Annotated in this window: 27 protein-coding genes and 1 tRNA gene; 11 read left to right on the top strand and 17 right to left on the bottom strand. The window is 55.7% G+C overall.

The window, feature by feature from the left end; all coding sequences use genetic code 11:
- Window positions 1-35: 35 nt before the first annotated feature.
- Window positions 36-1,253: an NAD(P)-dependent oxidoreductase gene (locus VI25_RS16075; RefSeq protein WP_045689325.1), complete on the bottom strand. Its 1,218-nt coding sequence runs from the start codon at window positions 1,251-1,253 to the stop codon at window positions 36-38.
- Between the two features lie 326 nt (window positions 1,254-1,579).
- Here VI25_RS16075 and gcvP point away from each other — a divergent pair, with 326 nt between their 5' ends.
- A complete protein-coding gene (gene gcvP / locus VI25_RS16070; protein ID WP_045689331.1) occupies window positions 1,580-4,495 on the top strand; it encodes an aminomethyl-transferring glycine dehydrogenase in 2,916 nt (971 codons plus the stop codon).
- 122 nt (window positions 4,496-4,617) lie between these two features.
- Here the strand turns inward: gcvP and VI25_RS25235 are convergent, their stop codons facing one another.
- Entirely contained in the window at window positions 4,618-4,908 is a 291-nt protein-coding gene (locus VI25_RS25235; RefSeq protein WP_045690634.1) for an SH3 domain-containing protein, read from the bottom strand.
- 211 nt (window positions 4,909-5,119) lie between these two features.
- On the opposite strand from VI25_RS25235, the gene VI25_RS25230 reads away from it, so the two are divergent.
- Window positions 5,120-5,722, top strand: coding sequence for a DUF4136 domain-containing protein (locus VI25_RS25230; protein WP_045690635.1), 603 nt, complete (start codon window positions 5,120-5,122; stop codon window positions 5,720-5,722).
- A 107-nt stretch (window positions 5,723-5,829) separates the two neighbouring features.
- Entirely contained in the window at window positions 5,830-6,456 is a 627-nt protein-coding gene (locus tag VI25_RS16055; protein ID WP_143437076.1) for a hypothetical protein, read from the top strand.
- Window positions 6,457-6,553: 97 nt separating this feature from the next.
- On the opposite strand, the gene lipA is transcribed toward VI25_RS16055, so the two are convergent.
- Window positions 6,554-7,447: a lipoyl synthase gene (lipA, locus tag VI25_RS16050; RefSeq protein WP_045687306.1), complete on the bottom strand. Its 894-nt coding sequence runs from the start codon at window positions 7,445-7,447 to the stop codon at window positions 6,554-6,556.
- Window positions 7,448-7,636: 189 nt separating this feature from the next.
- A complete protein-coding gene (locus VI25_RS16045) occupies window positions 7,637-8,443 on the bottom strand; it encodes a hypothetical protein (RefSeq protein WP_072144837.1) in 807 nt (268 codons plus the stop codon).
- Window positions 8,444-8,557: 114 nt separating this feature from the next.
- Between VI25_RS16045 and VI25_RS16040 the strand changes: the two genes are divergently transcribed.
- Complete coding sequence (locus VI25_RS16040; protein WP_045687304.1) at window positions 8,558-8,962, top strand: OsmC family protein; 405 nt, start codon at window positions 8,558-8,560, stop codon at window positions 8,960-8,962.
- Window positions 8,963-9,058: 96 nt separating this feature from the next.
- Here VI25_RS16040 and ytxJ read toward each other — a convergent pair whose 3' ends face one another.
- The 4 genes from ytxJ to VI25_RS16020 form a co-directional block, all read right to left on the bottom strand.
- Entirely contained in the window at window positions 9,059-9,400 is a 342-nt protein-coding gene (gene ytxJ, locus VI25_RS16035; RefSeq protein ID WP_045687303.1) for a bacillithiol system redox-active protein YtxJ, read from the bottom strand.
- Between the two features lie 16 nt (window positions 9,401-9,416).
- Window positions 9,417-9,749: a hypothetical protein gene (locus VI25_RS16030; RefSeq protein ID WP_045687302.1), complete on the bottom strand. Its 333-nt coding sequence runs from the start codon at window positions 9,747-9,749 to the stop codon at window positions 9,417-9,419.
- A gap of 67 nt (window positions 9,750-9,816) precedes the next feature.
- A complete protein-coding gene (locus VI25_RS16025; protein WP_152981664.1) occupies window positions 9,817-10,134 on the bottom strand; it encodes a hypothetical protein in 318 nt (105 codons plus the stop codon).
- 163 nt (window positions 10,135-10,297) lie between these two features.
- A complete protein-coding gene (locus VI25_RS16020) occupies window positions 10,298-12,277 on the bottom strand; it encodes a thiamine pyrophosphate-dependent enzyme (protein ID WP_055562659.1) in 1,980 nt (659 codons plus the stop codon).
- 522 nt (window positions 12,278-12,799) lie between these two features.
- Here VI25_RS16020 and VI25_RS16015 point away from each other — a divergent pair.
- Window positions 12,800-14,083 (top strand): M16 family metallopeptidase, encoded by a 1,284-nt coding sequence (locus VI25_RS16015; RefSeq protein ID WP_045687300.1) that lies wholly within the window; start codon window positions 12,800-12,802, stop codon window positions 14,081-14,083.
- Window positions 14,084-14,187: 104 nt separating this feature from the next.
- Here the strand turns inward: VI25_RS16015 and VI25_RS16010 are convergent, their stop codons facing one another.
- From VI25_RS16010 to VI25_RS16000, 4 genes are all read right to left on the bottom strand, one after another.
- Window positions 14,188-14,826 (bottom strand): hypothetical protein, encoded by a 639-nt coding sequence (locus tag VI25_RS16010; RefSeq protein WP_052695249.1) that lies wholly within the window; start codon window positions 14,824-14,826, stop codon window positions 14,188-14,190.
- A 313-nt stretch (window positions 14,827-15,139) separates the two neighbouring features.
- Window positions 15,140-15,460 (bottom strand): hypothetical protein, encoded by a 321-nt coding sequence (locus VI25_RS16005; protein ID WP_045688800.1) that lies wholly within the window; start codon window positions 15,458-15,460, stop codon window positions 15,140-15,142.
- A 117-nt stretch (window positions 15,461-15,577) separates the two neighbouring features.
- Complete coding sequence (locus VI25_RS27880; protein WP_262489969.1) at window positions 15,578-15,712, bottom strand: hypothetical protein; 135 nt, start codon at window positions 15,710-15,712, stop codon at window positions 15,578-15,580.
- A complete protein-coding gene (locus VI25_RS16000) occupies window positions 15,709-16,122 on the bottom strand; it encodes a hypothetical protein (RefSeq protein ID WP_045688801.1) in 414 nt (137 codons plus the stop codon). Before VI25_RS16000 ends, VI25_RS27880 begins: the two co-directional genes overlap by 4 nt.
- Window positions 16,123-16,341: 219 nt before the next feature.
- Here VI25_RS16000 and pheS point away from each other — a divergent pair, with 219 nt between their 5' ends.
- From pheS to VI25_RS25635, 4 genes are all read left to right on the top strand, one after another.
- Window positions 16,342-17,439 carry a phenylalanine--tRNA ligase subunit alpha gene (gene pheS / locus VI25_RS15995; RefSeq protein WP_045688802.1) on the top strand — a complete coding sequence of 366 codons (1,098 nt, stop codon included), beginning with the start codon at window positions 16,342-16,344 and terminating at the stop codon, window positions 17,437-17,439.
- Window positions 17,440-17,574: 135 nt separating this feature from the next.
- On the top strand, window positions 17,575-18,015 hold the full coding sequence (locus tag VI25_RS15990; protein WP_152981663.1) for a Rieske 2Fe-2S domain-containing protein: 441 nt from the start codon (window positions 17,575-17,577) through the stop codon (window positions 18,013-18,015).
- Window positions 18,016-18,112: 97 nt separating this feature from the next.
- A tRNA-Asn gene (locus VI25_RS15985) sits at window positions 18,113-18,189 on the top strand.
- Window positions 18,190-18,663: 474 nt separating this feature from the next.
- Window positions 18,664-18,840: a hypothetical protein gene (locus VI25_RS25635; protein ID WP_173664797.1), complete on the top strand. Its 177-nt coding sequence runs from the start codon at window positions 18,664-18,666 to the stop codon at window positions 18,838-18,840.
- 145 nt (window positions 18,841-18,985) lie between these two features.
- Here VI25_RS25635 and VI25_RS15980 read toward each other — a convergent pair whose 3' ends face one another.
- The 5 genes from VI25_RS15980 to VI25_RS15960 form a co-directional block, all read right to left on the bottom strand.
- Complete coding sequence (locus VI25_RS15980; RefSeq protein ID WP_082455592.1) at window positions 18,986-19,666, bottom strand: sterol desaturase family protein; 681 nt, start codon at window positions 19,664-19,666, stop codon at window positions 18,986-18,988.
- Between the two features lie 72 nt (window positions 19,667-19,738).
- Window positions 19,739-20,260, bottom strand: coding sequence for a shikimate kinase (locus VI25_RS15975; RefSeq protein WP_052695250.1), 522 nt, complete (start codon window positions 20,258-20,260; stop codon window positions 19,739-19,741).
- Window positions 20,261-20,388: 128 nt separating this feature from the next.
- Window positions 20,389-21,444, bottom strand: a complete 1,056-nt coding sequence (locus VI25_RS15970; RefSeq protein WP_045688804.1) for an ABC transporter permease — start codon at window positions 21,442-21,444, stop codon at window positions 20,389-20,391.
- Window positions 21,445-21,536: 92 nt separating this feature from the next.
- Entirely contained in the window at window positions 21,537-22,643 is a 1,107-nt protein-coding gene (locus VI25_RS15965) for a BT_3928 family protein (protein ID WP_045688805.1), read from the bottom strand.
- 185 nt (window positions 22,644-22,828) lie between these two features.
- Window positions 22,829-23,383 (bottom strand): DUF1599 domain-containing protein, encoded by a 555-nt coding sequence (locus VI25_RS15960; protein WP_045688806.1) that lies wholly within the window; start codon window positions 23,381-23,383, stop codon window positions 22,829-22,831.
- A gap of 156 nt (window positions 23,384-23,539) precedes the next feature.
- Between VI25_RS15960 and folP the strand changes: the two genes are divergently transcribed.
- Together folP and cdaA are read left to right on the top strand one after the other, a co-directional pair.
- A complete protein-coding gene (gene folP / locus VI25_RS15955; RefSeq protein ID WP_045688807.1) occupies window positions 23,540-24,421 on the top strand; it encodes a dihydropteroate synthase in 882 nt (293 codons plus the stop codon).
- Complete coding sequence (gene cdaA / locus VI25_RS15950) at window positions 24,415-25,254, top strand: diadenylate cyclase CdaA (protein WP_045688808.1); 840 nt, start codon at window positions 24,415-24,417, stop codon at window positions 25,252-25,254. The genes folP and cdaA overlap by 7 nt, the downstream gene beginning before the upstream one ends.
- Window positions 25,255-25,299: the final 45 nt, after the last annotated feature.

The raw sequence follows: 25,299 nt of genomic DNA, 5'->3' as shown, positions 1-25,299 counted from the left end.
AAGGGCCTTTTAGTTGATAGGGCAAGCGCTATCCGCTAGGCTACATAATCAGCCAGATACTGGTAGCGTGCCGTGAGGGCTCCATTGCGGGCAATAGTAGCGCGCTCTATCACATCATCAGGGCCGGCTTCAAGCATTATATGCGGTAGCACATTATCTATAAGCTGCCGGCCAAAGTCGCGGCTAGCATTTCGCGGCAACTCACAGGGTAGGTTGTCAACGGCCATAACGGTAATGTTGGACGGGCGCGAATAGGGCGGCTCTAGTTCCCCAGTCTGGCAGTTGTAGTCGAAGGCAGGCTCAGGAATGCTGCTCGCCCGCTTGGTGGTCGGGATGGACCCGTTCACGTCGCAGGTTACGTCGGCAATGGTGTTGATGCGGAAGTCGGGGCGCTGGGTGTCTGCTTCCTCAAATAAACGGGGAGCCGCCGGGTGCCAGTAGGCACAGGCAATGAGCAGGTCCGTAACCGGCAGGAAATTCTGGAACGTCGATTCGTACTCGTGAGGATTGCGGTGGAAATCAGGCGTATCCCACACCCGGCCGTCGCGCCGGCGGTTGTAATCGGAGGAGCGCAACTGGGTATACACGGGTACTCCAAAGTCATGGTACAGGTAGTCGTACACGCTCACCCGCCGAATACCCATCCGGTCTAGCACCTCCACGGCTCCCTGCGCTACCCTTCCCGAGCCGGTAACCACCATTTTAATGGGCGGCATGCGCTTCACCTTGAAGAACTCTTCCTGCATATCCTCCATATCTACGCACTGGTGCGCCGGCTTCAGGTCGTAGAGCGCATGCTTGCGGCCGTAGGTCAGTAGGGCGTTGTACGCCCCCACAATGCCGGCCCACCGGCCAAAAGCAACTATCCGCTCCCCTCCTTCACCAGTAGTCAGCAGTTCGTAGTCGATGAGGGTAATATTTTTCTGCAACACCTGCCGCAGCAATTCCCGGTTGGCAGGCTGCTTCTTGATCGTATGCGAAAAAAACATGTAAGTTTTGTTGGGTATGAGCTGGGCAGGCGGCACCTCCTTCACGCCCAGCAAAAGGTCGCACTCCGCTACCGTAGGCTGCACGGCAATGCCCAGGTCGCGGTACTCCTGGTCGGCGAAGCAGCGCACCGCGCTTTCCTGCACTATAATCTTGAGGCCGGAAAAGCGGGCTTCTGCCTCAGCACATTTTTTTGGAGTCAGCGGGACGCGTTTATCGGGTGGAGTTTTGCCTTCTCGAATTAGGCCAAGGGTTATAGAACGCATAGAGGGGTAATAGTGGGTGGAATCGGGGTTTAATCTGCGGAAAATTGTTGAGTTAGTATATGTCCTCTCCTTCGCTAGTCGTAGCTCAGCCGCCATTACCCAGAAAATGCGTAGCCTTTTGCAAGCTCAACGGTTGAAAAGCAAGCGCCATCCAGCACCGTGGGGTTGGCGCTAGTTGGAGGCGGGTAGCTGCGGGAAGATGAAGCTGCTGGAACAAGCCCAAACTTTTGCTGGTTTTAGCACGGAAGCGTGAAGGCTTTTCGCGCTACCTTTGTATGGGCTCCTGCCTAGGGCCTTGCTTTATTGCCATCCTCACCCCTGCTTTTATGTTGCTTCAACCCAAGCCCGCCGACCTGTTTGTGGACCGCCATAATGGCCCAGACGAGGCAGCGGTTGCTGAAATGCTACGCACTATTGGTGTGGAGTCGATTGACCAACTCATCGACGAAACCGTGCCGACCGCCATCCGCCTGAAGAAGCCGCTGAACCTGCCCGCTGCCCTCACGGAGCGGGCTTTTTTGGCGAAATTCAAAAAGATTGCCGGCCAGAATAAGCTGTTCAAAAACTACATCGGACTGGGCTACCACGATACCCAGTTGCCGCCCGTTATTCAGCGCAACATTCTCGAAAACCCCGGCTGGTACACGGCCTACACGCCCTACCAAGCCGAAATTGCTCAGGGCCGCCTAGAGGCACTCATCAACTACCAGACGATGGTGATTGACTTGACGGGCCTTGAAATTGCCAATGCCAGCCTACTCGACGAAGGCACCGCCGCCGCCGAAACGCTGCACATGTTCCACTCGCTGTCGAAGAAGAAACAAGCCACCCGCTACTTCGTGTCGGAGCAGGTGCTACCCCAAACTATCGACGTACTGCGCACCCGCGCTACCCCTCTTGGCATTGAGCTGGTAGTAGGCGACCACCGCACGGTGGACCTCACGGATGCCTCCCTCTTCGGAGCCATCCTGCAATACCCAGCCGCCGACGGCGCCGTGTACGACTACACCGAGTTCATCACGAAAGCTCACGACAACGGCCTGTTCGTAACGGTGGCTGCCGACCTTCTGGCCCTGACGCTGCTTACGCCTCCCGGCGAAATGGGTGCCGATGCCGTGGTAGGTAACTCCCAGCGTTTTGGTGTGCCCATGGGCTATGGTGGCCCTCACGCTGGCTTCCTGGCTACCAAGGACGCGTTCAAGCGCGTAATTCCCGGCCGTATTATTGGTCAGAGCATTGATGCCGCCGGCAACAAGGCTTACCGCATGGCCCTGCAAACCCGCGAGCAGCACATCCGCCGCGAGAAGGCTACCTCCAATATTTGCACGGCGCAGGTACTGCTGTCGGTGCTGGCGGGTATGTACGCTGTGTACCACGGCCCGCAGCGCCTCCGTCAGTTTGCTTCCAACGTGCACGCTCTAGCCCAAACCCTGGCTGGTGCGCTCACGGGATTAGGCTTGGAGCAAACCAACGCGTTCTACTTCGACACGCTGGACATTCAGTTGGAAAGCACCGAGTTGCAGCAAGCCGTTCGTCAGGAAGCCGAGGCGGCAAGCATCAATTTCCGCTATTTCGGGGAAACCCAAGTAGGCATTTCGCTGAACCAGAACACGGAGCTGAAAGACGTGCAGGACATCGTGGCGGTGTTTGCCAAGGTACTTGGTAAGGACGCCCCACAACTTGCCTTCCCCGCCGAGGTAGCAGTAAACTGGGATGAGCGCCTGATTCGCACAAGCGAGTACCTGACTCACCCCATCTTCAACACGCACCACTCAGAAACGGAGATGCTGCGCTACATGAAGCAGCTGGAGAACAAAGACCTGAGCTTGGCTCACTCGATGATTCCGCTGGGTTCGTGTACCATGAAGCTAAACGCTACCGCCGAAATGATTCCGGTGACGTGGCCGGAAATTGGCGGCTTACACCCCTTCGCACCCCGGGAGCAAGCCCAAGGCTACACCGAAATCTTCCGCGACCTGGAAGCGTGGCTGTGTGAAGTAACGGGCTTTGCGGCCGTTAGCCTGCAACCCAACTCGGGCGCCCAGGGCGAGTACGCTGGCCTGCTAGCCATCAAAGGCTACCACGATGCCCGCGGCGACCAGCACCGCAATGTGGCTCTCATCCCGGCATCAGCCCACGGCACTAACCCGGCGTCGGCAGTTATGGCGGGTATGCAGGTAGTGGTGGTCAAGAGCACGGAAGAAGGTAACATTGACGTGGAGGACCTGAAGGCTAAAGCCGCTCAGTACGCCGACAAGCTCAGCTGCCTGATGGTGACCTACCCCAGCACCCACGGTGTGTATGAAGAAACCATCATCGACATCTGCCAAACCATTCACCAGCATGGGGGCCGCGTGTACATGGACGGCGCCAACATGAACGCCCAAGTGGGCCTGACCTCGCCCGCTACCATCGGGGCCGACGTATGCCACCTGAACCTGCATAAGACCTTCTGCATTCCGCACGGCGGTGGTGGTCCTGGTGTAGGCCCCATTGGGGTAGTAGCCGATTTGGCTCCTTACCTGCCTGGACACGTACTCATTGACGCCGATGGCCGCACTTACGGGGCCGTTACGTCTGCGCCTTGGGGTTCGGCCAGCATTCTGCCCATCAGCTACGCCTACATTTCGATGATGGGTGGAGAAGGCCTTACGCAGGCTACCCGCACGGCCATCCTGAATGCCAACTACATTAAGGCGTGCCTGGAAGAGCACTACCCAGTGCTGTACACCGGCGCCAATGGCCGTTGCGCCCACGAAATGATTCTGGACTGCCGCCAGTTCAAGAAAGCTGGCATTGAGGTAGAGGACATTGCCAAGCGCCTGATGGACTACGGTTTCCACGCGCCCACAGTGTCATTCCCAGTAGCAGGCACCCTAATGGTAGAGCCTACCGAGTCGGAAAGCAAGGAAGAGCTGGACCGCTTTATTGAGGCCATGGTGTGCATCCGCAAGGAAATTGCCGCCGTGGAGGAAGGCCGCGCCGATGCCAAGGAAAACGTGCTCAAGCATGCCCCTCACACAGCAGCTACCGTGCTTGTAGGCGAGTGGACGCGCCCATACACCCGCGAAGAGGCCGTATTCCCCACGGAGTACGTGCGCGCCGCCAAGTTCTGGCCGGCCGTATCGCGTATCGACTCCGCCTACGGTGACCGTAACCTAGTGTGCTCTTGCACGCCTATTGAACAGTACACCGATGCGGAAGAGAAACTAGTAGAAACCGACAAGGGTCCTTCTTACTAGCAAGAGCTGAAGCTACTCTAGTAGCTTTTACAAAAAAGGCCCGTGCGCATTGCACGGGCCTTTTTTGTAAAAGCTAAGTATGTACGAAGGGTAGCAATGCGTGTTGGAAGGCGGGCAGCTTACTACTGGGCGAAGCACGTACGGTACATGTAGCCACTTTCCGTTTTGCCGTTCACCGTAGCCCGTACTTTCACAAAGTAAGCATCAACGGTATCCATCACCTGCACTTCGTTGCCGGAGGAAATAGTGCCGAAGTTTTTGGAGTCCTTCGTCATGCCATCATACAGCATGCATTCGACCACCGTGTTATGTGCAACAATGCCCTTGGCTGGGCGCGAGCCACGGGCGTCGCTGGTAGCAGTGCAGGAAGCTAATAGAGCGAGGCCGCCCAAACCGAGTACTAGTTTAATCATGTTAGCAGGAAATAATGAGAGACTAATGTTAGCGGGGAAGATAGAGATATTTCAAGATTATGACCCTAATGCAGCCTGTAAACTAGCACTTAAATTTGTTCGTAAGGTACTTATATCCGGGAACGACGACCATATCCGTTGTGTTTCTATCTCAGAAGCCTGTAGCCTCGTGGCCAGCTTCTATTCTCCTCAATCGTCTTTTTCGCTTCATATGAACCGCATCACCCGTTTCCTGACTCGCCCGGCAGCTATGCTCGCCATGAGTTTTGGCCTTCTTTTGGGTCTGAGTGGTTGCGCCGGCACTTCGCGCGTAGGCGTTACCAATGACTTCGACCACTCTGTTAACTTCCGGGCGTACAAAACCTGGTCGTGGTATCCTCAACAGCCAACCGACACCGAAGGCGGCCCCGCCCAAGGCTACCAATCGTTTCTGGACAAGCGAATCCGCACGGCCGTAGAGCGTGAGATGGCCTCCAAGGGCCTCACATTCTCGGAAAAAGCACCCGACCTGTACGTGGCGTATTCCGCCAAAGTAGAGGACAAGCAGCAAGCCAACTACGGTGGCTATGGTCCTTTTGGCTACCCCTACTACGGCTATGGCTACGGTGGCCTTTACAATCGTAACTACATCACGAACTATAAAGCTGGCACCGTTATCATCGATTTCGTTGATGCTCGCCGTAAGGAGCTAGCGTGGCGTGGTCTTGGTCAGGCGCAGGTAGATCAGCAAACCATCTCCGAGCCGGAAGTGTACCGCATTGTGAACAGCATCTTGGGTACCTATCCTCCTCAAGACACTAATGCCCGGCGCTAGAACAATAAGCCAAGCAGACAACCTTTTGTATGTAAGAAGCCTCTTTCTTTGGAAGAGGCTTTTTTTATGGGTGACGGACGATGGCAGCAAACTATCTTTTGGAGTACATGCGCCCTACCTTCCTTCTGTTGCTGAGCAGCCTAAGTATGGTTGGTTGTGCTACAGTTGGCGAAGGACTGTACGGAATGCGCCAAACCCAGACCATTGATTTCCCCCAAGTGAGGCAGTACGCCCAGGCGTATGGCGTAGGCACTGCTCCCGGCAAAAGCTTTGCACTGGATACTAGCTACCTCACCTTTCTTAAGAAACAGCCCCCAGCACGCCAGCGCGAGGCTACTCACCATGGCCAGCCCCTACAGTTGCTGTACTACAACCGAGCCGGCCAACTCGTGTCTTATTACGTGAGCTGCAATGCCAATGGCTTCCCGAACCTGGAGTGGAATCACCGCAAATCACTCGATGTCTTCCCTCCGGTTTCACAAACGCTACCCGACAGCCTCCTGTCCTTTGCGCAGTTGGCTCCTTTCCTGCGCACGGTAGGTGGTAGTCGGGTTAGCGCCATGGAGTCTTCCGCCGACTACACCGTTGTAGTGTTCTGGAGCCACCGCATGGGCCGGCAAAGCCAACGGCTATTAGCGGCGGCGCACTACAACCTACAACGGGCCGCGGGCACCCAGAAAACCTACATCATGTACGTGAACAACGATGCCTACCTGAAACGGATTGGACTGTAAAGGCGCCGCCATCACTAGCGTACCAGCTTATACCACAAAAGGCCCAGCAACCGGAGCGGTGCTGGGCCTTTTGTGGTATAAGTTGGATAAAGGCTCCTTAGATTGGGACGTTCACGTGACGCTCGGCGTGGTAGCTACTGCGTACCAGCGGGCCGCTTTCCACGTATTTCAGGCCCCGGGCCAAACCTTCCTCACGGTAGTGGGCAAATAGGTCGGGGTGAATAAACTCGGCTACTTCCAAGTGCCGCTTCGTTGGTTGCAGGTACTGGCCCAGCGTGAGAATATCGAGGCCATTAGCTACTAGGTCGTCCATGGCCCGGTACATTTCCTCTTTGGTTTCGCCCAGGCCAAGCATGATACCCGATTTCGTGCGCTTACCAGCTTCTTTGGTTCGCCGAATTTGCTCCAGACTACGGTCGTACTTGGCTTGAGGGCGCACAAGGCGGTAAAGGCTACCTACCGTTTCCACGTTGTGCGATACCACCTCTTGGCCACCCGCAATCATGGTATCCAACGCGGCCCAGTTGGCCTTCACGTCCGGAATTAGGGTTTCAATGGTAGTAGTAGGGCTGAGCAGTTTGGTTTGCACCACCGTTTCATACCAGATGCTTGCGCCACGGTCTTTTAGTTCGTCGCGGTTTACGGAGGTAATAACTGCGTGCTTCACGCCCATGAGTTGAATAGCTTCCGCTACCCGGCGAGGCTCGTCGGTATCGTACTCGGTGGGACGGCCAGTAGCCACGGCACAGAAAGAGCAGGAACGGGTGCACACGTTGCCCAGAATCATGAACGTAGCGGTGCCAGCGCCCCAGCATTCGCCCATATTCGGGCAGTTGCCACTCTCGCAGATCGTGTTCAGCTTATGCTCATCCACCAAGCGGCGGACGTTGGCATAGGCTGGACCCACGGGCAGCTTCACCCGCAGCCAATCGGGCTTGCGCGGCTTGGCCGGAGCCGCCGCTTCCGGCTGAATAATAGGCAGAGTCAGCAACAAGTCATCCATAATACAAAGGTAGCTGGTAATTGGGGATTGACTACCGGTTAATGAGACACCGTAGCGCCGAAAATGTTCCCATCGGGTGGTAAGTCCGCCGGAAAGCACCGCGCCCACTTTCTGACAACTAACAGAAAGCGGGCGCAAAATGAGTGATGCGAGGATATCTCTCCCAATGACCTCAACCTAGCTCCGGTGTCCTAAATAAAGAGTTAGGTACACGGAAGGGTAGAATGAGCGATTCAGTTTGTTATCGTCTACCTGGTTGGCGCGCAAAATGGGCAAGCGCTTCGTGTATGCTTCAAAGAGGAAGCCCGTTTCTACCCCAGCCACAGCATCTCGGTAGCGCCCGTACTCAAAGCCCAGCGCCCCCCGTACGTGTACGCCAACATGTGGCTTGGTTTCCCCAACACCAGTAAAGAGCGGGGCACGGTCGAGGATGCGCTGCGTGGAATGTATCTGCGGGTCGAACTGCTCGTTGCGAACATCGGTGATAGAGCCAACGGGCTGCCCCTGCGAATTGCGCTCCGTGTAGTCGTAGGCAATATAGTAAGGCATAAGCAGGGCAATGGATGGCCCACCTCCTATCAGCGCGTTTACTTGCACGCCCGTATCGGGAGCTTTCCGGAAGATAACTCGCTGCACACCCACGCTAGGGCGCAGCACATACATGTAATTGGTTTTTCCGAGCACATACTGCCCCCCTACGCTGTTGGAGACTTTCTGCTCCTTGGGGTGCTTTACCTCCACTCCTTCAATGCTCCAAAAGCGGGCCCAGTCTTGGTTAAGCATGCGGGTAGAGCGAACCGAAATACCCCCGATTAGCCCCCCGCGGGTGTTGAAGTTGATGCCGTAGGTAAACTCTTTGCGGTAGGAGGCGTCTTCATTGCTCGGCGCCGCAGCTGCACTGCTCATTTGTTGAGCCTGCACGGCCGGGCTGGCTCCCAAGAGGGCCAGCAGCGCGCTGCCGCCCAAGACTAACTGTATACGCACAGGTCGCAAGGAAAAGAAACGGTGGAACGGTAGCCGCTCCCAGCCTTGGGAACCGCCAACACTGTCGAAAGTACGTAAATTTACCAGCATCGTATTGCCTAATTTTTCTATCTGATGAGCACTGCCACCGCCCGCTACGCCGGCCACCTCCGCACCGAAGCCACCCACGTGGCCTCCGGCAACACCATCCTTACCGACGCCCCCGTGGACAACCACGGCCGAGGGGAAGCTTTCTCACCCACTGACCTTGTTAGCGCGGCCCTGGGTGCGTGCATGATGACGATTATGGGGATTGTAGCTGACCGACATGAGCTAGACCTCACTGGCGTTCAGTACGATGTAACGAAGCATATGGCTGCCGAACCACGCCGTATTCGGCAAATTGACGTGCGCTTCCAGATGCCAGCCTCTCTTTCCGAAAAAGAACGCACCATCTTGGAAAATGCCGCCCGTACCTGCCCAGTAGCTCTTAGCTTGAACCCTGAAATTCAGCAGGAGGTTCAGTTCGACTACGTGTAGCCGGACACTAGTAAAAAGGAAAAAGGAACGTGCCGGGCAGCTACATAAAAGCTACGCTCGGCACGTTCCTTTTTTAGAAAGACGTTGGTCTTGCGCTTAACTAACGAGGCTTTTCACGTCGCTGAGGCGGATGCCCATGTGCGATGCATCATAGCGGCACTCTCCATCTTGAATGAGAAGCAGTTGAGGCGACTCGTGCCGGACGCCAAACTTTTCCGCTATTTCCTGAGAAATGGGTCGGAAGCGCAGCAAATCGAGGTAGTACACTTTAGTGCCTTCTAAGCCAGCACCGTCCCATTGGCGCTCTACCTTGGCCTTAGCGGCCGCACTGATGGAGCAGGTAGTGCTGTGCTTGAAGATGATTACTGGCTGCTCGTGCGACTCCCGAACGATTTCGGTGAGTTGCTCAGCTTGGGTAAGTGGTTGCCAGGGAGTCATATTGGAAAGGGTTAAGTTACGGGGTGGGTTGTTTTTCCTTTCTGCGAAGACGAAGATTTGCACGGGATGGTTCGCTAGCACGGGGCTCACCAGTCCGGTCGAACTGGTAATCGGCGCGGCCGTCGGCGGGTTTTACTACGGCTTGCCGGCCTCCATTTCCGTCTTTTAGCTCCGCTTTCGTTACGGCCAAGTGCGATTCTTTGTACTCAGCAGGGTAGCGGTCAGCATCGCGCAAGGCACGGCGGTTTTCGCGCCGCTGCTTACCCGATGTCTTGCCTTCTAGTTGGGCGTGGGCATCATGTGAACACAGCCCCCACAGCAGGGCTACTGACAGTAATATGTAGCGCATATCAGGTTACTAACACAATGAAAGAGAAGGGATAACAGGAGCCTTAGGACTTCTGCGTAGGTATACGTTAGAATGGTAACGTGATGCCTAAGAATTTGCGCTGGCCTACTTTCCGCTTCAACCGCCGCCGCTCGTATTTGGGCTTTTTCAAGAGGCCATTTTTGTCGTAGCTGTTCTTTTGGGTTTTCACCTCGCCTTTATCCACCGACATATCACGCCCGTCGGCCGATTGGTTGTCAGAAGTTGGCGCCGCTTTTTTCACTTTCGGCTGGGGCGGCCCCTTGGGACTAGGCAACCGGTAGCGGTGACAGGCCGGCGCACTGAGTAGCAGCAACGCCGCCAGCAATAGCAGGCTCAGGCGGCGAAATGCTCCGGATGCATTCATAAAAATCAAGGTGAGCTTCTGATCAACAGAAGAATACAATGGGCAAAGTACACAATTGGCAACGGTTCAGTACGCCCGCTTTTCCTTGTGCTATTAATGATACATAAAGCGCATTTGCTTTTCCACTACGGGGTCAGGAAGCCGCTCGGAAACACAGGTGGCGCTAATAGTTGCGAAGCTTCTCCACAGTTTCGCGGAGGCGCTGCTGGGGGAGGAATACCTTTTCCAGCGGAGGAGCGAAGGGTACGGCTGTATCCAGCGAGGCCACCCGTTGCACGGGGGCATCGAGGTGCTGAAAGCAATGCTCGGCAACCCAGGCCGCAATTTCACCACCCAGGCCTCCTACCAGCGTGTCTTCGTGCAGAATAATGAGGCGCCCCGTTTTAGTTACGGTGCGGCGCACAGCGTCTTCATCCCAGGGCAAGAGAGTGCGCAGGTCCAAAATATCGGCCGAGAGGTTTAGTTCATCGGCGAGGTGAGAAGCCCAGTGCACTCCAGCCCCGTAGGTAACAATGCTCATCTCATCGCCTTCCCGCATGAGGGCCGCCTTCCCAATGGGCGTGGTATAGTAGGCATCAGGCACGGGGGCGGTGATGCTGCGGTACAGGAGCTTATGCTCAAAGAAGATAACCGGATTAGGGTCCTCAAAGGCGGCACAAAGCAAGCCCTTCGCATCTACTGGGTTACTTGGGAATACGACTTTCAACCCTGGGGTGTGCGTAAACCAGGCCTCGTTGCTCTGGGAATGAAACGGGCCGGCCGCGGTGCCAGCGCCCGTAGGCATGCGTACTACTACGTCGGCGTTCTGCCCCCAACGGTAGTGGCTCTTGGCCAAGTTGTTGACAATCTGATTAAAGCCACAGGTCACGAAATCAGCAAACTGCATTTCCACCATGGCTTTTTTGCCCTTTATGCTAAGCCCCAGCCCAGCCCCCACAATGGCCGACTCGCACAAAGGCGTGTTGCGCACCCGACCCTTCCCAAACTGAGATACAAAGCCTTCCGTCACTTTAAATACCCCGCCGTATTCGGCAATATCCTGGCCCATGAGCACCAGCTCAGGGTACTTTTCCATGCTCTGACGTAGGCCATCGGAAATGGCATCAACGTACCGCTTCTCAGTAGTAGCAGCGTCGGCAGCGGGTGCTTGGCTGGGTGCCTCAAAGGGTTGGTACATATCGGCTAGCTCCTGGGCGGCGCTGGCCGTCGGCATGGGTACGGCATCGGCTATGCGCAGGGCCTCATCGATTTCACGCTTGATGGTTTCGCGGAAGCGCTGACGAGCTGGCTCGTCGAGGGCTCCTTCCTGCAAAAGCCACCGCTCGTAGGTTTCCACTGGGTCCTTTTGTGCCCACTGGTCAAACAGTTCCTGGGGTACGTACTTGGTTCCGCTGGCTTCCTCGTGGCCGCGCATCCGAAAGGTCAGGGCCTCCAGCAGCACGGGGCGGGGGTTCTGGCGTAAATCCTCGGCTAGACGGCGCACCGTATCGTACACTTCCAGCACATTGTTGCCGTCTACTTGCACGGCTTCTATGCCGTAGGCGGGACCTTTGTCAATGAATTGCTTGAAGCGAAACTGCTCGTTGGAAGGAGTACTCAGGCCGTAGCCATTGTTCTCAATAATAAAGATGACGGGTAGCTGCCACACCGCTGCTACGTTTAGCGCCTCGTGAAAGTCACCTTCGGAGGCGCCGCCATCCCCGCTGTAGGTTACGGTTACTTTAGGCCGCTCGTCCAGCTTGTCGGCTAGGGCAATGCCATCGGCTACGGCTAGCTGGGGTCCGAGGTGGCTAATCATGCCCACAATGTGGTGCTCGTTGGTGCCAAAGTGGAAAGACCGGTCGCGGCCCTTGGTGAAGCCCGTGGTTTTGCCCTGCCACTGCGCAAAGAGGCGGTCTAGCGGAATGTTGCGTCCAGTGAACACGCCCAGGTTGCGGTGCAGCGGCAAGATGTACTCGTCGGGCTCCAGGGCCAGCGTGCTCCCCACCGAAATAGCCTCCTGCCCAATACCCGAAAACCATTTGCTTACCTTTCCTTGCCGCAGCAGAATCAGCATTTTCTCCTCAATCAGACGCGGTTTCAGTAGGTGCTGATAGAGGAAAAGGAGAGTTTCATTGGAGTAATCTTTCCGGTCGAAGCGCATGGGCGGCAGGCGGTAGAGTTGGAGGGTAGGGCCAAAAGTACGGCTTTACAAGGGAAGGAAAATTACTCTGTGTATTTTGCACTATACGCAGGCACATTACCCGTCCTGCATTCTACTCCCTTAGTCCTCTACTCCCTGCCTCTGGTAGTATGCCGCTCCTAAACCCGGCGGAGTAGATGGCACTGGCTACTCAAGGCGGCAACTACTTACGCTCTTACAAGGAGGTGAGGGCACTAAGTACCTGCATAAAACAGGCATCAAAGCTTCGTAAGCCTACCTAACTGCCTCGTTCTGCGGCCGCACTTTAGGTACTACTGCCTTCGGGGTAATTAGCTGGCGTTGCTATCCGTTCCTGCTTCCTGCCTACCCCTCTCTAATGAATACAGGGGCTAGGCTGCTCCTTGTGGCTTGGTCGCCGTCGCGCTTCTTCCGTACTTGCCCTAGCAGCTCCACCCGAAACTTCTACTTGCGGCTGCGAGTTTGATAGTATCCCACTGGCTCTGGTAGATTTTCCCTGCCCCTATGATTCATTTCGAAGAATTCACCCTTGCTAACGGCCTACGCTGCATAGTGCACGAAGACCACACCACGCCCATGGCGGTGCTCAACGTGCTTTATAACGTGGGCTCGCGCGATGAAGACCCGCAGCACACGGGCTTTGCCCATTTGTTTGAGCACCTGATGTTTTCCGGCTCCGTTAACATTCCCAGTTACGACGAGCCGTTGCAGATGGTAGGCGGCGAGAACAATGCCTTCACCTCCCCCGACATTACCAACTACTACCTCACTCTACCCGCTGCCAACCTGGAAACCGGTTTCTGGCTGGAATCTGATCGGATGCTAAGCTTGGCTTTCTCAGAAAACGGCCTGGAGGTGCAGCGCAAAGTGGTGGTAGAAGAGTTCAAGCAGAACTACCTCAACCAGCCCTACGGCGACGTGTGGCTGAAACTTCGCCCCTTGGCTTATCAGCAGCACCCTTACAGCTGGGCTACTATTGGCAAGGAAGTAAGCCATATTGAGGATGCTACCATGCAGCAAGTGCGCAACTTCTTTGGCAAGCATTATTCTCCGGCCAATGCTATTGTGGTAGTGGCTGGTGCCGTAACGAAGGCCGAGGCCCAACGTTTGGCCGAAAAGTGGTTTGGCCCCATTCCCGGTGGTACTCGCTATGAGCGTAACTTACCCCAGGAGCCTCGCCAAACGGAAGCCCGCTTCCTAGAAGTAACGGCCAACGTTCCGTTGTCGGCGCTTTATAAGGTATACCACATGCCTGGCCGTGAAAGCGCGGCTTACTATCCTGTAGACCTGCTCAGCGACGTACTGGGTCGGGGCAAATCTAGCCGTATCTATCAGCAGCTGGTGAAAGAGCGGCCGCTCTTCAACTCTATCTCGGCCTCCGTAATGGGGTCGTTGGAGCCCGGCTTGGTGGTAGTGAGTGGCAAGCTGAATGCTGGCGTAACGCTGGAAGAAGCAGATGCCGCCGTGGAAGAAGTAATTGCAGGGCTTCGCAACGAACTAGTTTCCGTAGAGGAGCTAGAAAAAGTGAAAAATCAAGCCGAGGCGAGCATTGTGTTTAGCGAAATAGAATTGCTAAACCGCGCCATGAATTTGGCTTACAGCAAACTTATGGGCGACGCCAACCTTGTCAATCAGGAAAGCGAGAAGGTGCAGGCTGTAACGCCCGCCCAGGTGCAAGCTGCCGCCCAGGAGTTCCTACGCCCCGACAACTGCAGCACCCTATACTACCGAGCCCAAGCAGCAAACGAGGAAGTATCAACTCCTGAACTGGTAGAAGCAGAAGTCTAACCTAGGCCGAATGGCCTGCTCACTGCCCCGGCTCTACTAACACAAACGCCCGAACGACAGCTTGTCGTTCGCGTTTGTGTTAGTAGAGCCGGGGATGCTGGTTATTACCAGCCACCACCCCAACCGTCGTCTGCCTTCTTCTTGGCAGGAGCAGCCGCTTTCTTAACGGGAGCAGCCGTTTTCTTGGTAGCGGCAGCACCAGCATTCTTGGCACCAGCCGTAGCTGAAGCAGCTTTAGGAGCAGCCGGGGTGGTGGCTACTGGTGCTGGTTCTGGCTCAGGAGCAGGTACGGCAATGGGAGCCGGAGCAGGTGCTGGCGGAACTGGATCAGCCGCGCGCACCGAGCGACGCACGTAGGGAGCCAGCGGCCGACCACGGTAGTCAGTGGTTACGCGGCGTGAAGGAGCAGCCGTGAAGCCGGGAGCCAAGCTAGCTCCGATGGGCTGCATTTCGGCGGCAGGAGCCGCTGAAGCAGCACCGGAGGCGCCTCCCCATCCACCAGCAGCGGCCGCGTCAGTAGCAGCGGCAGGAGCAGGAGCTGGCTCAGTTTCTTCTACCACTGCGGCTTTTGGAGCAGCTTTAGTAGTGGTTTTCTTGGCGGGTGCAGCTTTCTTGGCCGGAGCAGGCGTGCCCCAACCATCAGAAGAGCCCCAGCCGTCGTTGGACTTTTTGGATTGTGCCTGGGACGGTGCGGCCAGCAACACCCCACCTACTAAGAGCACAGGAAAGAAAAAACGAGTCATCGGAATAGCAGTTTGAAGTAAAGAAGCCGCAAGGTACGCCACCCCACGCAGGCCCAAAAGTGCATCTCTTGGAATTTCCCCTAACGCGCCCATTTCTTAGAAGTTCCTAACCGAGCAAGAAGGCCAGCAAAGATTCCATTCTGATCGGTTAAACAAGGGTGCTACTAGATAAACGTATGAGGGTTATGTAAATTTTACTCACGCCAAAAGCCTTCCTTTTCCGCGCTAAAAAGTATCTGTTCTTTTTGTCCAAAACCTCAATCAACCGGCCGCGAAGGGGCGGCTACTTCTACATCTGGAAGAAAGAGTAGCGCTACCGACGCTTTTTCCTAACGGCTGGTGCTGGTTTAGCGGGTGCAGTACCCGCCGACAGGGTAGTAGTGGCGGAGGCCGGTTTAGGAGTTTTCTTTTTAAGGGGCCGGCCCATGTAGTCGGTGGTAGGAGGGCTGGGCATGTTTAGCCGCAAGCCTGGCGCCAGCTTTAGGTTCTCCTCATCCCGGCGGTTGCTACGGTCGTAGCGTGCGTACGCCCCGGAGCGGGCCTTGCGGGTTGTTTTTCTGGTTTGTTGCGCTTGCGCGCTGATTTCCATTAGGCTCAACCACACCATTAACAGCGGAAGTACAGTCAGTTTCATACGCGGCAGAAAGAAAGAACAAGAGTAGAACCTTACCTATCAGCGGCATACGACAACGGCCCGGTTGTGGCTATGCCAACCGGGCCCTGCAAGCAAATTAGCTTGATGTAAGCTAGGTTACCACTGAGTTGCGGCCACCTCAGCACTACCCGACGCGGCCACTGTAGCAACCGAAGAGTTGCTGGCTGGGGCTTTGCGTAGCGGGCGGCCGTTATAGTCGGTGCTCACGCCGTGGTAGGGGGCCGTGTTCATCCGGGTGCCAGCATCACCCCCGACGAGTGCATCATAGGGTCGTCTGACTCTACAGCCACGGAGCGGGGGCGCTTTGACTTCACCTTAGCCACTGGGCGCCCATGGTAGTCGGTGCTAGTACCCCGGTAGGGCGAAGAGCTGGTGCCCGGCGCCACCTGCACTCCCGGGGAGTGCATCATGGGGTCGTCGGAATCAGCTTCGGCTACTGGGGTAGCGGCCGTTTCCCAACTACTTTCCGTAACGGGGGTGCTCCACTCATCAGCGGCCGGCCACGCGGCCTCAGGGGGCCGTGAACTGGGAGCTACACTGGAGTTGGCAGCTTTTGCGGGCAGCTTTTTGGTTTGGGCTTGCACTTGGGCAGAGCTGAAAAAGGCCACTACTACAGTAGCCGAAAGCAGAAAACGTTTCATTGGAAGGAAGGTTGAAGCAGAAGAACATCCCGCCCGGCGGGCCCCACACCGGCCGGCTAACGGGTGGCGCCCCACGTTTAGCCTTGGCTGCTGGTTGTATGGTAGCTAGGCAGCAACCGTACCAAAATTCACTTCAGCACACTCTGCTTCAGTCTACTTATATATGAACTGCTTGCTATCTGCGACCAACTACCGCTAACCCCCTACCTTTGCAGTATTATGCAGGACACCATCGCACGGCTGCGGGCCGAAATCGAAGCGTACGACGTTACTACTCCGGAACAACTCGACCAGTTCCGCATCGCCTTTACCGGCCGCAAAGGCCAGTTGGCCGATCTGTTCGATCAGCTCAAAACCGTACCCCAGGACCAGCGCCGGGCCGTCGGTCAGGAACTCAACCAGCTTAAGCAATCGGCCTTAACCAAGTTTGAGGCCCGGCAGCAGGAAGTAGAAGCCGCTGCTGCTAATGCACCGGCTAATCCTACCTTCGACTATACCCTACCGGCCGTGCCCAACGCGCTGGGCACGCGCCACCCCCTGAGCTTGGTACGGGAAGAAATGGTGCGCATTTTCTCGCGCATTGGCTTCAACGTAGCTGAGGGTCCCGAAATTGAGGATGACTGGCACAACTTCACCGCCCTCAACTTTCCCGAGAATCATCCGGCGCGCGATATGCAGGATACCTTCTTTGTGAAAAGTGCGCCACAGGCTGGGAGCCAGCAGCCCACCTCCGAGTTGGACCCAGTTACTGCGGTACCCGTTTCCTCGGCCCCCAACCACTTGCTGCGCACGCATACCAGTACGGTGCAAGTACGCGTAATGGAAAGCCAGCCCCTACCCATCCGCAGCATCATGCCCGGCCGTGTGTACCGCAACGAGGCCATTTCAGCGCGGGCCCACATGATGTTTCACCAAGTGGAAGGTATCTACATTGACGAAAACGTAAGCTTCGCCGATTTGAAGCAAACGGTGTACTACTTTGTACAGGAGATGTTCGGCGAGGACATTCAGATTCGGTTCCGTCCTTCCTTCTTCCCCTTCACCGAGCCCAGCGCCGAAATTGATATTACCTGTCTGATCTGCAAAGGCAAGGGGTGTAATATCTGCAAAGGCAGCGGGTGGGTTGAAATTGGTGGTTGCGGCATGGTAGACCCCGCCGTACTCCAGCAATCTGGTATTGATGCCGAACGGTATTCGGGCTACGCCTGGGGTATGGGTATTGAGCGCATCACTATGCTCAAGTATCAAATCAAGGACCTGCGCCTGTTCACGGAAAACGATACGCGTTTCCTACGGCAGTTTGAGGGAGTACAATAGTCTTTCTGGGTTCAACGAAACGGCCTTCGCTACAGGTTGAACCTAGCCTACCTCCTTTCTGGTTAGCTTACTACAGCGTAAAAGCCCTGGCCTCCACAAGCTAGGGCTTTTACTTGCACCCTTCATCACTTACGTATGCCAACGCTACCATCTCCCGTCGTTCATGTGCTAGGGGTTGCAATGGCTGGCCTGGGGCTAGCCGCCTGCGACTCTACTAACAACGCTGCCGAGCCGCAGATACCGCTGACGGCTTTTAACACGGTACTCGACCTCTCCAACCAGCAGAATAGCAACTTGCGCTTCGATAATGGCGCTATTTATTATCCGGGTGGGGTGCGTGGGCTGATTGTTGTGCGGCAAAGTGGCGGCAACTACCTCGCCTTCGAGCGAAATTGCCCGTACCAGCCCCTCGACACATGCGCCCGCGTAAAAATTGAGCCCCAAGTATATCTCTACGACCCGTGCTGCAAGTCTCAGTTTACCCTGCAGGGTCAGTTAATAAGTGGTCCAGCCATTCGTCCACTACGTCAGTATAGAACGTCGCTGTCCGGCAACCTACTGACAATCACTAACTAATTATTTTTCCTCATTTTTTTCAAAAGACATGTTTGGACGTTCGAATACTTTGCTCTAATATTGCACCAGCAACGGCAAAATAGACGCCGCCATAACCGCTTCCTTAGCTCAGCCGGTTAGAGCATCTGACTGTTAATCAGAGGGTCCCTGGTTCGAGCCCAGGAGGGAGCGCCAACAGTAAAGCCCGGTGATAGACTTACTCAGTCTGCTACCGGGCTTTCTTTTTAGGGTATTGTGACCTGTTTGAACCAGGAAAGTTCTTAAACCGCATTTAGCACACCTTGCTTAAGCCAAACAGAAACCGCAGCCTCATAAGGCTGCGGTTTCTGTTTGTTACTATAGCGTAGTAAGCTTAAGCGCGGCCACAGTCGTTCTAGTGCGCTGCTTACCACTAAGCGCGCTCTTGTGCAAGCCACATGCCGAGGCTAATGGCCAAGTAGGCTTAGGAAGGCTCCTATGCTATGGTCTCGACTTTTAGTCGGCTTACGCATCAGAGGAAGCAATTTTGCCTATGCACAGTGCTGAGGCAAGACAAGATTTCTGGCGTTTCCAGGAGAATCGACACTAACCTTTTTAAGAATAGGCTAGTATGCATTAGAAGTTGCTTCCACTACTGCGAGGCACTTTTCTCACTCTCCTCTCCTCGTTATGAATACCCTGCGTTTTCCCTTCATTGCAGCCTTTATGGTGCTGCTTACGTTCTCTCTTAGCAGCTGCGACGCTATCGGAACCATCTTCAAAGCTGGTGCTTGGACCGGGCTTATTGGTGTATTTCTGATTGTGCTGCTATTGTGGTTTATCGTGAACCGTCTCCGCCGCCGCTAAGTCTACATGGGTTACCTATTCGAAGGCCGCTTCCTGTCCTGTGCAGGAAGCGGCCTTTAGGTTTCTTGTTGCGGTCGGTAATCAGCCAAACAAAAACGGCTTCCTCTCCTTGAGGAAGCGTTTTTGTTATTAGAGAATATACCGCTTAGTTTCTTGGTTGCTTGGTAGGCATGGTGCCAATTATGTGGTCCCACAGAGTGCTGGATACACCGAAAGCAATTTCATCTTGGCGGTAGTGGTGCTGGGCGTGGTGCGTCCACCACACTTTTAGGAAGTTCTTCGGGGGAGCGTACACGTGAATGGCGTAGTGCACAAATAAGTACAGCGCATAGCCAAACACGAAGCCCGCTAGAATGCCAAAGGCGTAGCTACCGAAGGTGAAGCGGAAGATGAAGAACAGCAACGACGCTACGAACACCGTGATGATGGGCGGCATCGCCAAGCGAGTTTCGTCTTTAGGATACTCGTGGTGCACGCCGTGCATGGTGTACTGAAACTTAGCCCGCCCAGGGGTGGTAGCAGGAATGTGATACACGTACCGGTGCACTAGATACTCCGCAAAGGTGAACATAAACCAGCCCAACAGGAACAAGCCAAAGGCCGAGATGCCAGAAATAAAGCCTCGCGTGAGCCCATAGTACAGGCTGATAACTGCCGTAATCAGGAAAATAGATACGGGCAGCGCAATGTGCGTATGCGAAAGACGCTCCAACAATGGATTTTCGAACAGCTGGGCCGACCCTTTGTGCTTAGGGCGGATAGCATCCGGGGTTTTCACTGGAGTGGTCTTTACTTCGGGCGCTGAAGCTTCGGAAGTTGATTTCATGCCGATACAGGAATGATGAAGTCGCAAAAATAAGCAGCACTGACCAAACGACGAGCCAATAGCTCGTCTGTACTAGACAGCAGTAGTGTAACGCTCGACTAACTGCCGCACTGCCTCTACCGAACAAACGGGAGCAGCACAGCGCAAGGGTGCGCGGTCGTAGAACTGTTGGCGTGCCCGTAAGGTTTCGTGCAAACGGCTTTCTAGCGCTTGTGCAGTAGGCAAAGCCGACAACAAAGGACGACTAGCTGCCGCGGCTAACACCCGCTGTACTAGCACAGACACCGGCACGGCCAGGTAGAGCGTCAGGCCCGTTTCAAGCAGCACCTCCAGATTGTGGTGATAGCACGGAGTACCCCCACCGGTAGCCAGTACCATCTCGGGCATTGTTTCTACAAGGTCGCGTAGTACGTCGCCCTCACGCTGACGGAAGTAGTCTTCCCCATCTTGGGCAAAAATCTCCGACACACTGCGCTGCTCCCGTTGCACTATCTCCTCGTCTAGGTCCCGAAAAGGCACCCTGTAGGCTGTAGCCAGGGCCCGGCCCAGTGTGGTTTTGCCTGCTGCGGGCATGCCAATGAGATAAAGACGCATAGCAAATAAGGAAAGGAGGTGTGGTGTGCAAGCAATGGGACTAGACCAAGCACGGGCCTAACATGCCCGGTTGGTAGAACAGAAACCAAGTAGTCTTCAACGGGGATGAACCACCTAGTAAGTGCGGATTAACCCAGCTTCACGCGGGGGTCAAGCAGGGCGTAGAGTACATCTACCACAATATTGACGAGCACAAAGATGGCCGCTATGAAAATAGTAGCACCCATTACTACTGGGAAATCAAGGTTTTCGACGGCCCGCAGCGTGACGGTTCCCAACCCCTTCCAGTTGAAAATGTACTCGATAAAGAACGCGCCGGCCATGAGCGAAGCCAGCCAGCCCGACACCGCAGTAATTACCGGATTCAGCGCATTCTTCAAGGCATGCCCTATAATTACGCGGTAGCTGGACAGCCCCTTGGCGCGGGCCGTACGGATGTAGTCCTGGCTAAGCACATCGAGCATGGACGAACGCGTGAGCTGCACGATAACCGCCAGGGGCCGAATTCCGAGGGCAAACGCAGGTAGCACCAAGTTGCGCAGCACTAGGTGCCGTCCCGTAAAGGGGTCGGTTTCGTAGAGTTGGCCCGTGAGGTTGAGCCCAGTCCAGTGGCTCCAGTAGAAGCCAAAGGATATGGCAATGAGAATGGCCGCTACAAAAGAGGGCACCGAAATTCCTAGCACGGAGGTAGACACTAGCAGCCGGTCTAGCCACGAATGCGGCTTAAGAGCCGCCACCACACCCAAGCTGATGCCCACAACTGCGGCCAGCATCATAGCCGCTACGGCTAGCCATAGCGTGCCTGTGAAGTGGTCCAGCAATGTGCTAAGCACGTCCTTGTTGGTTTGGAAGGAGCGGCGTAGGTAAGGCACTTTCAGTACTAAGGCCCGCTGACCAAACGGCACCAACGCTACGCCCCCGTACTTGGCAACGCCCGCCGAGTCGCGGGCATGTAGCCCCAGGGGCGATACGTCGTTCAGGTAGCCTACCAGTTGCAGGGGTAGCGGCTGGTCTAGGCCGAGGTCGGCGGCAATGGCGGCCCGCGTTTCGGCATCGGAGCGCTGGCCCGCTAGTAGGGCTACTGGGTCGCCGGGCAGCACATTAAACAGGAAGAATACCGTAAGGGCCACGCCCACCAGTACCAACACCCCTTGCCCCAAACGGCTCAGAATAAATCCAATCATGCTACGAATTGCCAGTTACGAGTTGCTGAGTGCGCACCTGCAAATTATCAGTACTACTTGGCAACTCACAAGTCTATCATCGACGCAACTGCTTACAGCTTTGCTTCCAGGTCGCCTATTGCGGGGATGTCGTGGTAGTGGTACTTCCCTTTCACTACTCCGTTTTGCAGCAGAATAAGGCCTGGGTTAGAGCGAATCATCGACTTAAGCACGGTAGCGTCGGCGAAATAGAAGGGAGCCCCCAGGTTCACGTCGTGGCGGTAAGCGTCGAAAGCCCCGGGGCTGCTGCTCGTAATCACGAGGGATTCAATACGCTTGCGCGACTTGCTGGCCGCTTCCAAAAGGCTGTTGATGTCCTTGTACCGGTCCCGGTCGGCGCTTTGCACGTCCTGCACTACTAGCACCAGCTTATTGCCCTTTAGTACCTCTCCTGTGTAGTCTTTGCCATCCGCATCAAACACTGAAAAGTCGGTAATCAGAGGCTTCGACTTTTCTGGGTTAAGCACATTCATGCTTTTGTATTTCCAGGTCGAGTCGGTGGGATATTCCGTAAAGGTTTTGCTTTCGCCGTTGCGCTCCATTACATACTCGTAGCGGGCGGCTTCTTGGGGCTTCATCAACTGGCCGATGTCATTGCCTTCCTTATAAGGCAAGAAATCGAAGTAGGGCAAGTGGCCCAAGGCCCGCACCCCAATACCAATGGCCACGGCCGAGGCAATGGTGATGTACATGACGCCCAGGGTACCCTTAGCAAATACGCGGCGCAGGTAGCGCAAGTTGAAAAACACTACTGCCCACAGCAGTAGCAAGAACATATCCTTGGCGAAGGACGTCCAGGGGGTTAGCTTAATAAAGTCGCCGAAGCAGCCGCAGTCCGTTACCTTGTTGAAAGCGGCGGAGTAGAATGTAAGGAACCCAAAGAACACCAGCAGTGCCAGCAGCACCCACAGGGTTTGGCGCAGCATCCAGCGTAGCAGCACCGCTACCCCCAGTACTACTTCCAGGGAGCTGAGGAAGATGCTGAGCGTGCGGGCGTGGGGGATAAATACCTGAAAGAACGAGCCAAAAGCTTTGCTGAATACCTCAAAATACTCTTCCAGCTTGAGGGCCGTGCCAATGGGGTCGTTTAGCTTTACGAGGCCCGAGAAGATGAACACAATGCCCAGCAGTAGCCAGCAAATACGGGTGATTTGTTTCATGTTGCAATCGTAGAATCTTGGAGTCTGGGCCCAGGGCTGGCAGAAGTTCTAAAGGTAATGATCAGCCGGAGCGTACGAAGGCTCTAACCACACGAGGCATCTATTGGTGCACAACGGTCTTGTTACGTAGAAAAGCCGGCCACCGTGCGCTAGTTACCACGCATTTTCTAGTCTATGCGTATCGGCTAGGCGGCCGGAGTAGCATACTTCATTTTGATGAGCACAAACACAGCATAGTTGAGCATGTCGCGGTAGTTGGCCTCCACGCCTTCTGATACCTGCGTGAGGCCACCAAGGTCCTCAATTTGCTTGGTACGGTGCAGCTTCATCAGAATAATATCGGTAATGCTCTCAATGCGCATCTGGCGCCACGCCTCGCCATAGTCATGGTTTTTGGCGAACAGCAAGCGGCGGTTTTCATCTACCTGGTCATCGTAGGCAGTAGCCACCGCGGCGGGTTCCAGGTCGAAGGGGGCATCGGCGGGTAGGCGCAGTTGCATGAGGGCAATAACGCAGTAGTTGATAATGGCGACAAACTCCTCCTCTACCCCATCGGCCACTAGCTGCGTGCCTTTTTCCTGGATGCTGCGAATGCGCTGCGCCTTGATGTAAAGCTGATCCGTTACGGATGGTAGACGCAGGATTCGCCACGCGGTGCCGTAGTCATGCGTTTTGGCCAGAAACAGCTGGCGACATTGCCCAATTACTTGGTCGTATTCGTGCTGGGTTTGATTCTCCAAGTTTTTCAGCCTATTTTGTTGTACTTCACTCCACCCATTCTGCGAACCGCAGCCGAGGCGAAATCATCAGCCAGTGGTGGCAACCGCCATGCGTTACCCTCGTCGGCGAACTGCTACAGCGGCGCTTTGTAGGCTAACTCCTAACTGCCCAGAACCATGCTCCAGGCCCCGCAAGATACGTGTTTTTCGCCGCGGCAGACCCTGCGTTGCCCCGGTGGGCGCGTGCTAGATCTGCGCCGGCCGCAGGTGATGGGCATTCTGAATCTTACGCCTGATTCGTTCTTTGCCGACAGCCGCGTGAAGGCTGAAGATGACCTGCTGCGCCGGGCCGAGCAGATGTTGCAAGCCGGCGCAGCCGTACTCGACCTGGGGGGCTACTCATCCCGCCCGGGAGCCGAGGACATTTCCCCCGCCGAGGAAATGCGGCGCCTACTACCTGCCGTGGCCGCTGTGCACAAGGCCTTTCCCGAAGCATTTATTTCCGTGGACACCTTCCGGGCTGAGGTAGCCGCCGAAGCCGTAGCAACGGGGGCCGACATCCTCAACGATATCAGCGGGGGGCAGCTCGACGAGGCCATGCTAGCTACTGCTGGCCGCCTGCAAGTGCCCTACATTCTGATGCACATGCGCGGCACGCCCCAAACCATGACCCAGCACACCTACTACGAGGAAGACCTAGTACTGGAGTTGGTGCGCTACTTCCGCGACAAGCTGGCCGAGCTACGCCGCCACGGCGTAACCGACGTGGTGCTTGATCCTGGTTTTGGATTTGCCAAAACGCCACGCCAGGGCCACGAGCTGCTGCGCCGGATGCGGGAACTGCAAGTACTGGGTTTGCCAATACTAGCTGGCCTTTCGCGCAAGAGTATGGTGTACAAGCCGCTGGGCTTGGGACCGGAAGCAGCCCTAGCCGGTACCATCAGTGTCAATACGATAGCCCTGCTCAACGGCGCCCGGTTGCTACGCGTACACGATGTAGCTGAGGCCATGCAAACCATTCAACTCGTATCTAACACCTTTCCCTCTGCTCTGTGCTAGGTTCCTTCGCCATCGGCTTTCTGCGCATCGGCTGGGTAGACGTCGTGGACGTGCTTCTGGTCACGGTGCTGTTCTATCAGCTCTATAAGCTGCTAACGGGAAGCGTAGCGCTGAAGATTTTCCTGGGCTTCATGTCCATCTACCTGCTGTATCTGGTAGTGAAAGCCACCGGAATGGAGCTACTGACCAATATTTTGGGTCAGTTTATGAGCGTAGGTGTACTGGCTGGCATCATTCTATTTCAGCAGGAAATCAGGCGGTTTCTGCTCACCATTGGGAAGGCCACGGCCCTTGACCGGGTACGGGTGTTTCCTTGGCGACGCGAGACGGGTAGTGAGCGAATGAACATAACGCCCTTCGTAGAAGCTGCCAAGAGCCTCTCTGGTAAAAACACGGGTGCCCTTATTGCCTTCAGTCTGGCTTCCGACCTAAAGTTCTTCGCCGATTCCGGCGACCTGATTGATGCCACCGTCAGCAAACGCCTGCTGATGAGCATCTTTAACAAAACCAGCCCCTTGCACGACGGCGCCGTCATCATTACGCAGGGGCGCATTCAAGCGGCGCGCTGCATTCTGCCCGTGAGTGAAAACCCCGATGTGCCCGCCTCCATGGGTTTGCGTCACCGCGCCGCCATTGGCCTCACCGAGGTGACGGATGCCGTGGTGCTGGTAGTGAGTGAAGAAACCGGGCAGGTGTCGTTGGTGCGTGGCGGCGAAGTATTCCGCAACCTAGCTTCGGCTGACTTACGTGCCCGCCTCAACGAGTTCCTGTTTGACGTGGCGCCTAAGCAACCAATAGCTTCCACAGGCTCGGCGGCAGAGGTGGCGGCGTAATAAGTACTCAAACCTCAAAAGCTAAGCAGGCCTTTCTTACTAGTA

Origin of the sequence: Hymenobacter sp. AT01-02, assembly GCF_000961955.2 — a bacterium.
In the GTDB taxonomy this organism is placed as follows: Bacteria; Bacteroidota; Bacteroidia; order Cytophagales; family Hymenobacteraceae; genus Hymenobacter; species Hymenobacter mucosus.
This window is presented reverse-complemented; position numbering and strand designations above follow the sequence as displayed.